At 72.0% G+C, this 8,881-nt stretch carries 11 protein-coding genes; 2 read left to right on the forward strand and 9 right to left on the reverse strand.

From position 1 onward, the window contains the following. The 5 genes from IE249_RS36960 to IE249_RS11485 all read right to left on the reverse strand — a co-directional run. Positions 1–350: EamA family transporter (locus IE249_RS36960; protein WP_229858144.1), on the reverse strand; the 350-nt coding region annotated here is incomplete at its 3' end. Between the two features lie 64 nt (positions 351–414). Further along, complete coding sequence (locus IE249_RS11470; RefSeq protein ID WP_189704686.1) at positions 415–1,359, reverse strand: transporter substrate-binding domain-containing protein; 945 nt, start codon at positions 1,357–1,359, stop codon at positions 415–417. Next, the gene (locus tag IE249_RS11475; RefSeq protein WP_189704687.1) at positions 1,356–2,693 is read right to left on the reverse strand and encodes a methylaspartate mutase; all 1,338 of its coding nucleotides are present in this window, start codon (positions 2,691–2,693) and stop codon (positions 1,356–1,358) included. Before IE249_RS11475 ends, IE249_RS11470 begins: the two co-directional genes overlap by 4 nt. A 68-nt stretch (positions 2,694–2,761) precedes the next feature. After that, positions 2,762–3,223 carry a cobalamin B12-binding domain-containing protein gene (locus IE249_RS11480; RefSeq protein ID WP_373304371.1) on the reverse strand — a complete coding sequence of 154 codons (462 nt, stop codon included), beginning with the start codon at positions 3,221–3,223 and terminating at the stop codon, positions 2,762–2,764. A 115-nt stretch (positions 3,224–3,338) separates the two neighbouring features. Then, a complete protein-coding gene (locus IE249_RS11485) occupies positions 3,339–4,238 on the reverse strand; it encodes a LysR family transcriptional regulator (protein WP_189704689.1) in 900 nt (299 codons plus the stop codon). An 891-nt stretch (positions 4,239–5,129) separates the two neighbouring features. On the opposite strand from IE249_RS11485, the gene IE249_RS11490 reads away from it, so the two are divergent. Beyond that, positions 5,130–5,501, forward strand: coding sequence for a thioesterase family protein (locus IE249_RS11490; protein ID WP_189704690.1), 372 nt, complete (start codon positions 5,130–5,132; stop codon positions 5,499–5,501). A gap of 19 nt (positions 5,502–5,520) precedes the next feature. On the opposite strand, the gene IE249_RS11495 is transcribed toward IE249_RS11490, so the two are convergent. Beyond that, positions 5,521–5,904: an NUDIX hydrolase gene (locus IE249_RS11495; protein ID WP_229858151.1), complete on the reverse strand. Its 384-nt coding sequence runs from the start codon at positions 5,902–5,904 to the stop codon at positions 5,521–5,523. 277 nt (positions 5,905–6,181) lie between these two features. Between IE249_RS11495 and IE249_RS11500 the strand changes: the two genes are divergently transcribed. After that, positions 6,182–6,649, forward strand: a complete 468-nt coding sequence (locus IE249_RS11500) for a peptidoglycan-binding protein (RefSeq protein WP_189704692.1) — start codon at positions 6,182–6,184, stop codon at positions 6,647–6,649. A gap of 101 nt (positions 6,650–6,750) precedes the next feature. Here the strand turns inward: IE249_RS11500 and IE249_RS11505 are convergent, their stop codons facing one another. From IE249_RS11505 to IE249_RS39730, 3 genes are all read right to left on the reverse strand, one after another. Beyond that, positions 6,751–7,719: an anti-sigma factor RsbA family regulatory protein gene (locus tag IE249_RS11505; protein ID WP_189704693.1), complete on the reverse strand. Its 969-nt coding sequence runs from the start codon at positions 7,717–7,719 to the stop codon at positions 6,751–6,753. Beyond that, entirely contained in the window at positions 7,716–8,060 is a 345-nt protein-coding gene (locus IE249_RS11510; RefSeq protein ID WP_189704694.1) for an STAS domain-containing protein, read from the reverse strand. Before IE249_RS11510 ends, IE249_RS11505 begins: the two co-directional genes overlap by 4 nt. 99 nt (positions 8,061–8,159) lie before the next feature. Then, positions 8,160–8,881 (reverse strand): tetratricopeptide repeat protein (locus IE249_RS39730; RefSeq protein WP_268249688.1); only part of this gene is annotated, 722 nt, incomplete at its 5' end.

The following is an 8,881-nucleotide window of genomic DNA, read 5'->3' on the forward strand; positions in this document are numbered from 1 at the left end:
AGCAGCATCACGTAGAACGGCTGCGTGTGGTACACGACCGTGGCCACCGAGATCGACGTACGCTCGTACGACTCGAAGAGGAAGGCCCAGTTGAAGACGATGAACACGCCGCCCAGCGCGGCCAGGCCCAGCTTCTTCGCGGTGAACCCGTGGTTCTTGAAGAAGCCGCGTGCCAGGCAGTACAGACCGAGCGTGACGGTGCCGAACAGGCAGCGGAAGAACACCACGTTGAAGGGCGACGCACCGGATTCGATGACGAAGACGCCCAGGGTGCCGGAGAGGACCATGGCGATCGTCAGCTCGATCGCTCCCCTCGTCTCCTGGTTCGGCGCCCGAGTGTCGGTACTCATGTGAAAGTGCCCTTTCTGATGGGGGGATTGACGGTGAGTCAGGTGGGCTGAGCCGGACGGTGGGTCAGTGCAGCGGCACGGCGTAGTGCAGTCCGCCCCTGGTCCACAGCTCGTTGAGCCCGCGGGGCACGGCCAGGCCGGTGGCGGGGCCGAGGTTGCGCTCGTAGACGTCCGCGTAGGTGCCGACCGCGTCCAGGACCCGGGCGGCCCAGTCCGTGTCGAGGCCCACGGCGGGCCCGTGCGCGCCGGCCGCCTCCGCGGCCCGGGCGAGAGCCTTGTCCCGCTCGCCCGACTCGGCCGCCTCGTCGGCCTCGTACTCCGCGGACAGCAGCAGTTGCAGCACCCACCGGCACAGCCGGAACCAGGACGGGTCGTCGTCGCGCACCGCGGCCGCCATCGGCTCGCGCGAGATGGCCGCGTCGAGGATGCGGTGCGCGGACGGGTCCGCCAGCGCGGCCCGCTCACCGGCGAGCGCGACCCGGTCCAGTACGTAGGCGGCGCACTCGCCGGCGGCGTAGGCGGCGAGCGTCTCGCCCGGGGTGGCGAAGGCGACCGGCTCGACCGCCGGGCCCCGGCCGCCGTACCAGGACGCCAGGTTGGCCGCGCTCGTGGTGCCCGCCTGCACGGCCACGCGCCGCCCGGCCAGTTCCTCGGGCCGGGTGACGCCACTGTCCGCCCGCACCAGGAAGCCCTCGCCGTCGTAGCAGGTGACCCCCGCGAACAGCACGGGCCAGCCGGCCTCGCGGCCCAGGGTCCAGCTGACGTTGCAGACGGTCAGGTCGGCCTCGCCCCAGGCCAGCCGGCCGAGCCGGTCGGCGGGGTCGGTGGGCACCCACTCGACGGCCTCCGGGCTGCCGAGGACGGCCGCGGCCACGGCTCGGGCGACATCGGTGTCCAGGCCGCTCCACCGGCCGTCGTCGCCGCGCAGCGACAGTCCGCGGATGCCGCGGCTGACCGCCGCCCGCAGCGCGCCGCGCCCTCGCACGGCGTCCAGGGTGGGTGTGCTCATGACGCGCTCCTCGCGGAGATGGAGGGACGGCTGGTGAAGTGGCCGTGGGTCAGCTGCTCGCGGTCGAAGCGGCGTTCGTTGAAGCCGAGCATGCCGAGCAGCCCCTTGGCGCTGACCGGCCGGCGGGCGGTCCCGCCCCGGTCGACCCGCAGGGGCATCCGGCCGGGCTCGGCCCAGCGCAGCATGCCGCCCGGATCGACGTACGCCCGCGACCTGTTGGCGTTGTCCTGGTGCAGGCAGTACGGCACGTCCAGATGACCCCGCGAGAAGGCACGGATCAGCGCCTCGCCGACGGTCGGCGCGAGCTCCAGGGTGCTGTCGACCAGCATCCTGGCCTCTTCGTAGATGCCCGAGTCGGTGGCCCGCACCTCGTCCCCGGACTCCGCGCCGGACCCGTGCGCGGCGCCCGACCCCGACCCGGCCGCGGGCGTCGAGACCCGTGCCGCCCGGCCCGCCTCGTCGCGCGCGATGGCGTCGGCGAACTCCAGCGCGTCCACGTTCTCGGCGATCGTCGGAATGCGGTGCGCCTCCGCCGGGGTCTTCACGATGAGCCGCTCGCTGCCGCTGCGCACCGCGAGGCGGACGCTCTCCTCCAGGATCCGGAACGACCCCACCAGAGTGCGCGGGAACACCCCCATGAACGTGTAGAGGACGACGTGCCAGTCGGCCCCCGCCAGGCGCTCGCCCGCGAGCCGGCGCAGCGCCGCGATCGCCTCCAGGTCCTGCCCGGGATGCGTCTGCTGCGCGTAGCTCAGCGAGATGTCGCTCAGACCGTGCTCACGGAAGAACAGCGCCTCCAGCACGCTGAGCGCGACGAGCAGCGAGGGCGGGCACAACTGCCCCAGCATGCAGCCGCCGAAGCTCTCCAGGTGCATCGGCTCGGGCTGCGCCGCGATCAGTTCGCAGCACCGCGCCCACGCCTTGACCGCCTCGCTGATCGGCGCCCGGCTGTAGGGCAGGCAGTACGAGACCGGGCCGCCCTCGGTGGCGTCGACGCCGGCCGCCACCATCGCCTCGAACAGCGGGTACGGCAGCGCGGAACCGTGCCTGACCTGGACGGGGAAGCCGTCCCCCGACACCTCCCCGAGCAGCCGCCGGGTCGCCACCGGCCCGTGCGCCACCAGCGGGAAGCCGTTGAGTTCGGCGCCGGTGCGCAGGGCCTGGCGCGCGGAGTCGTGGTCGTTGACGCGGGTGTAGCTGTCCAGGGTGATCGTGCCGACCGCCGCGGCGTCGGCGGCCCGCACCCCGAGCAGCCCCTCCCGCATCGTCGCCAGATCCCCGAAGCCCATCCGCGGCTGCACGACCAGACGCCCCTGCTCACGCGCTTCACGCACCCGGCGGGAAAAGCGTCCCTGCGGCGCGACCCGTGCCACGGGAAAGGATGATGTCCGTACGGCCGTGTTCACGCGGCGGCCCCGGAGGTGAGCGCCGGCCGGTCCGCGTTCTCGAGTGTCGCCAGGAATTCCTGGAATCCGTCGATGCCGCCGTCCGCCTCGAATACCGCGTCGAATCCGCTGAGCGCCAGTTCCTCGGCGTACACGATGTTCTCCGCGCCGCGCACACCGAGTTTCCCGCCGATGACCACCCGCAGATCCGCCAGATCCGGCTCGCTGCGTATACGGCGGATCAACCGCAGCCCGTCGAGATGCCCGTGCCCGTTCACCGTGCTGATGACGAGCACGTCGGGGCGGGTACGGCGGCACTCTTCGACGATGAGCTCGTCCGGCACGCAGGCGCCCAGATTGGTGACCTCGGCGCCCTGCTCCTCGAGCAGCAGCTGAAGAAAGACGAGGTTCCACATATGGGCATCGGAAGACACGCTCGACACGACAAACCTTTTCGCCGGGAGCATGACTTGAGACATGAGGAGTTCTCCTTGCCGCTGTTACTGTGACTCCAGAATTGTCCGTGCCGGAACATCACGGAGTCCAGAAGAATTGTTCGGCATTGCAGATGGGGGTTATCGACCAGGCCGATATTCAGGCGGTCCGGTATTCCTGCCCGAGGAATTCGATGACCTGCTCCACGAACACCTGCCGCTCACGCGACAGCTGCGCCCCCTTGCGCCACGCCAGCTGGGTGAACAGCTCGAACGGCGGCTCCCACGCCAGCGGCACCAGCGCCCCCGCGCCCAGCTCGTCGGCGACCGTCATCCGCGGCAGCAGACTGATCCCGAGCCCGGCGCCGACCCCGCGCTTGATCGCCTCGATGTTGCCGAACTCCAGGAACGGCACCGGCTCGCCGGAGCCGTCGTTCAGCTCCGCCTCCAGCAGCTCGCGGTAGGCGCAGCCCGCCTCCGGCGCGAGCACCGACTCCTGGCGCAGCTCGTCGGTGGGCACCTTGGTCTCGTCCGCGAGCCGGTGGCCGGGCGGGGCGACGAGGACCAGCGGCTCTACGCCCAGCACCTCGCTGTGCACACCGGAGTGCTGCGTCTCGGCCTCCATCAGGAAGCCCGCGTCGAACACGCCCTGCCGCAGCGAGTGCAGGGTCTCGGCGCACAGGCTGGGCCGCAGCGCCAGCTGCAGCCGCGGGTAGCGGTGGTGGAAGTACTCCAGGACGGCCGGCATGCGGTAGGAGGTGATGCTCTCCATCGTGCCGATCGTCAGCACGCCCTCGGGGTGCGCGTGCGGCGACGCCACCCCGCGCGCCTCGTCCGCCAGCGACAGCATCTGCCCGGCGTACGGCAGCAGCCGCGTACCCGCGGGCGTGAGCTTGACCTTGCCCGCGACCCGCTCGAACAGCTCGCTGCCCAGGGACACTTCGAGGCTCTTGATCTGCGCGGTCACGCTGGACTGCGCGTAGTTGAGTTCGGCGGCCGCCCGGGTGAAACTCCCCAGCGCGGCCACACGGTGAAAGGTCCTCAGTTGCCGGATGTCCATCGGTCTCTCCCGGAGAAATGCGGACGGAATCGATCCACGGTGGTCGAGACATCGAGACTGCCGATCCGCCCCCGCGCGGGGGAAGAAGAACCCGGTGGCACACAGTGCCCACGGCAGCAATGTGCCGCGGCCCGTGCGGCGTTGGACGCGGCACGGACCGAGGGCTGCAGGGGGAGATCCTTCAGTGCTTCAGTGCTTCAGTGCTTCAGTGCTCAGTGCTCAGTGCTCAGTGCTTCAGCTCTCTGCGCTCGGTGCCGGCCGGCGGGGTCGGGTGCCCCTGAATCCGCCCCTGAGTCCGCACCGCAATCCGCACGGGCGCCGGCGGCTGCGGCATGGTCGGCACCCTCCGCACGGGGGAGAACAGCACCGGCAGCGCGCAGGCGGGCGCGGCCAGCGCGCAGACGCCACGGTGGCACGCAGCCCGAACTGGTCCGCCGGCAGGCCTCCGGCCGCCGCGCCGAGCGGCATGGTGCCCCAGATCAGGAAGCGGTTCGCCGCGTTCATCCGGGCGAGCATCGCGTCCTCAGTGGTCGCCTGGCGCAGACTGACCGCGTTCACGTTCCAGATGCTGACCCCCACGGCGGTCACGGTGAAGCCGAGCAGAGGCCAGGGCACGGTCCCCGTGCGCGGAGCCCAGGCGGCCACGACGAAACCTGCGTTGAGGGCGGCGCCGACCACGATGGCCGGACCCACCCCGATCCGGGCGTTGAGCCGCGGGGTCAGCACCGGGCGACGAATACACCAGCAGCCGCAGCCAGGCCGCCTTCGGCGTCCGCGTCGGCCTCAACGCGGACGCCGGTGACGACGAACTGCGCCGCGCTGCTCACCCTCCTGAGCCCGACCCACACCCGCCCGCCCGCCTAGGGCCCTCCGCGGCGTTAGCGTGGAGGCATGCTCCACGAGGTGACCGACGCCGACACGGCGGTGGCGGTGGGCAGCGGTGATGTGCCCGTGCTGGCCACCCCGCGGCTGATCGCGTGGATGGAGGCCGCGACCGTACGGGCCGCCGCGCCCTTCACCGCGCAGGGGCGGACGACCGTCGGAACCGGGATCCGCGTCGAACACCTGCGGCCCACCCGCGTGGGCGGCCGGGTGGACGTGGTCGCCGAGCCGCCCGCCACCGCCACGGGCCGGCGGCTGACCTTCCGGGTACGCGCCGTCGACGGCTCGGGCGACCTGGTCGCGCGGGGCGAGATCGACCGCGTGGTCGTCGACCGGCGGCGATTCCTCGCCGAGTCGCCCGGCCCCGCGAGCGGCCACTGAGCGCGCACGCGTACCCCGCTCACACCGGCGTGTGGCCCTCCAGATAGTCCCGGACGACCCCGGGCAGCGCGGCCCCGGCCGTCTCCTCGAAGGGCGTCCAGCGGACCCGCTCCGGGCCGAGGCTCGCCTCCGCGGACGGATCGGTGCTCAGCAGGTGGCACACCACCGCGGACGACGCCTCCGCGCCCCCGCCCGCCGCCTCGGAGCGCAGCGTCGTGGAGCCGTCGACGAGATAGCCGGTGAGCTCGTACACCACGCGTGCGGCGGTGGCCGACGCTCTCTCCGCGGGCTCCGGGCTGCCGGACGGGAGACCCCAGCCGCCGGGGCGCTCCACGAGCAGCAGACGCCCGTCGTCGACGACGACCGCCTCGACCGTGCCGCGCACGGCGTCTCCCGACCCCACGACCGACCAGCCCCTTCCCCGCTCACCGAAACCGGCCCCGCACGGCACCCGCATGCGGCGGCGCCGGTAAGGGACTTCCCATTCCCTACCCCCGCCGACGGTTTCCGAACGGGGCTTAGCGGAAGGCCGAAAGAGGTCTGCTGAGGCTCGACCTCCGCTGCCAGGATCGGCCTTTGGCACGGACCTTTGCCTGTGCCCGTTTGCGCACAGCGGAGTTGAAGAGCTCGAAGAGCCCCGCCATGCGGGGCTTCCAACCTCGCACCTCACGGAGAGACGCATGCGAAGCAGAATGCCGGCAAGGTCGCTCGTCACCCTCGGCGCGGTCGTGGCACTGGCCGCCGGGAGTCTGGCGGGCGCGAGTGCCGGCTTCGCGGCATCCGGCCCGGCCCAGCAGCACGCCGTGACCGCCGGGGCCGCCGCGCCCAGCGCGGTGGTCAACCTCGGCCTGAACTCCACCCAGGCCAAGGGCTTCCAGCGCTGGCTGGCGGCGAACTGGGGGTACAACGACTCCATAGACGGCCAGTTGGGCCCCAACAGCTGGAAGGCGGAACAGCGCCACCTCAAGGCGTACTGGAACTACACCGGCGCGATCGACGGCATCGTCGGCAGCGGCACGGTGTCCGCCCTCCAGCGCTTCCTGAAGAACAACGGCTGGGGCTACAGCGGCCCCATCGACGGTATAGCCGGGTCCGGGACCCAGGCGGCGTTCGCCACCTTCGCCAACTGGTGCGTGGCCCACTACTAGTCGACGACCGACCACCGAAGAGGGACGGCCGGAGCGCGTTCTCGCGCGCCCCGGCCGTCTCCGCGGTCCGCCACGCCCGGCACCGTGCGGGCCCGCGCCCGTCAGTTCCCGCAGGTCCGCAGCCTTACCGCGGTGCCCTTGGGGCCGGTGCGCACCTGGACGGTGTCGCAGAGCATGCCGACGCCCCAGATGCCGAAGCCGGACTTCAGGGCGGACCGCGGGGGCACCCAGCTCAGGAACTCCTCGGGCTCCCAGTGACCGGAGTCGGTGATCTCGCAGACCAGCCCGTTGTCGGGCCATGCCCGCAGGGTCACGGGCGGATGGCCGTGGCGTACGGCGTTGGTGGCGACCTCCGTCACGGCGACGAGGAGGTTGTAGAGCGCGTCACCCGCTATCGCGCACCGCCTGGCCTGCTCGGTGACGAAGACCCGTAGCGCGTGCAGGTCGGTGGGCATGACCTCCATCGAGGCCGCGGAACTCGGGGAGGGTGGCAGGGGCGTGCTGTCGACGTCGGCGACGAAGTCGTACGGGTCCCGGTAGTCGGGGTTCTCCCGCAGGCGGGCACCCTCGTGGATGTTCGGGTGGGTCTGCCGCACCAGGGAGATGACCTCGGGGGAGAGCACCGAGGTGTTGTAGCAGCAGTAGCCGCGGAAGTCCGCGTCGGCGAAGCCCAGGTTGAAGATCGAGTCGTAGCGCACCCACTCCATCGCGTCCGGGTACTTCGACCAGTCGGCCGACGCCACCACCCACGCCGGGCGCGTGCCCAGCGAGCGGGCCACGGCCATCATGCCGGCCATGGCGCGCACGGGCGTGCTGTAGAAGTCCGACGGGTCGATGAACTGCACCGCCGGGGCGTCGGAGCCGAGAGAGTCGCGCAGCACCTCGGCCTCCTTGCGCGGGGTGACCGCGAACGCCGGGTCGCCGGCTTCGATGCCCTTGCGCAGGTGGGGGAGGGCGCCGGCGAGGAACTCCTGGTCGTCGCCGTAGAGAAGCGCGCAGTGCTGGACTCCCTGCCGCGCGCTCGTCCGGCCGGCCTCCATCGGCTGGTCAGCAGGTGCCTCGGCGGTCATGACATCCCCTTCCGCCCCTGGACGAGCCCGGGCAGACGTTCCCAACTCACGGTCAGCACAAGGTTTTCCAGCTGCGGCGACAGATTGTCCAGGACCAGCCGGACGCCGTTGCCGCACTGTTCCACCAGGCAGGTCAGCAGCCGCAGCGCGCCGAGGTCGATGAAGCGCAGCCCGGCGAGGTCGAGGCGCACCTCGCCGCCCCGCGCGGCCAGCGGGGACAGCGTGTCCATGAGTTCCTGGTGCCGTGTGGCGTCGAGTTCGCCCTCCAGACGGAGGCCGGGGGGATCGGCCATCGGCGTGATCCGGAGCATGCGCTCCTCGGAGTGTGCAATGACTTCCATGAGGCCTGCCAGGTTCTGGGTCGGTGAACTCTTGGAGGGACTCGCCCGCCCCAGTGTGCGGGCGGCCGGTATAGCGGCGGTATACGCACCCGTACGACCTCAGCCCACCGTCCTCTCCGACGAACGCGGCCCGACCCGCAGGGTCATGCAGGCGGGGAAGAACGCGCTCCAGGCGTACCCGCGCCAGCGCACGTACGCCCCGACGTTCGCGTCCGGCAGGAGAGCGGCGCGTGTCATGTGCTCCTGCGCCTCGCGGACCCTGCCCTCGTCGAACAGGATGAAGCTGATCTCGTTGAGGGCGAGGCCCTCCAGGGCGTGCTCGCCGATCTCCCGCGCCCGCGCCATGCTCTCCTCCAGGCAGGAGAGCGCGTCCGCCGTCCGGCCCAGGCCCAACTGGGCCCGGGCGAGGTTGCCCAGGCCGGTCACCCGGGCCATGCGGTCGCCGGTCTCGGCCGCGAGGGCGAGATGCCGCCGCTGCACGGCGACGGACTCCTCGTACAGCTCCAGTTCCGCGAGCGCGTCCGCGAGGTTGCCGAGGGCGCGGCGCTCGCCGTCGCGGTCGCCGGTCTCCCGCCAGAGCGCGAGCGCCTCCTCGAGGGACTGGCGCATCCTGTCGTACCGCCGGTGCAGCCAGTGCACCGCGGACAGGTGGTCCAGCCCCCATGCCTCGCTCTCCCGGTCGCCCAGGCGTCGGGCGGTGCCGATCACCACGTCGGCCAGGGTGTGCAACTCCCGGGCGCGGGCGTGCGGGTAGAGGTACCAGTGCAGCGGCCGGGCCAGCCGCACCGCGAGCCGGGCCGCGCTGTCGGACTGGGTGGCGG

The organism is Streptomyces anandii JCM 4720 (assembly GCF_014650655.1).
GTDB classification, from domain to species: Bacteria; Actinomycetota; Actinomycetes; order Streptomycetales; family Streptomycetaceae; genus Streptomyces; species Streptomyces anandii.

Excerpts from the sequence above, each read along its gene's own strand:
- IE249_RS11510 (WP_189704694.1), bottom strand. The coding sequence starts at position 8,060 with ATGGAAGTCATTGCACACTCCGAGGAGCGCATGCTCCGGATCACGCCG.
- IE249_RS11485 (WP_189704689.1), bottom strand. The coding sequence starts at position 4,238 with ATGGACATCCGGCAACTGAGGACCTTTCACCGTGTGGCCGCGCTGGGG.
- IE249_RS11480 (WP_373304371.1), bottom strand. The coding sequence starts at position 3,223 with ATGTCTCAAGTCATGCTCCCGGCGAAAAGGTTTGTCGTGTCGAGCGTG.
- IE249_RS11505 (WP_189704693.1), bottom strand. The coding sequence starts at position 7,719 with ATGACCGCCGAGGCACCTGCTGACCAGCCGATGGAGGCCGGCCGGACG.
- IE249_RS11500 (WP_189704692.1), top strand. The coding sequence starts at position 6,182 with ATGCGAAGCAGAATGCCGGCAAGGTCGCTCGTCACCCTCGGCGCGGTC.
- IE249_RS11470 (WP_189704686.1), bottom strand. The coding sequence starts at position 1,359 with ATGAGCACACCCACCCTGGACGCCGTGCGAGGGCGCGGCGCGCTGCGG.
- IE249_RS11490 (WP_189704690.1), top strand. The coding sequence starts at position 5,130 with ATGCTCCACGAGGTGACCGACGCCGACACGGCGGTGGCGGTGGGCAGC.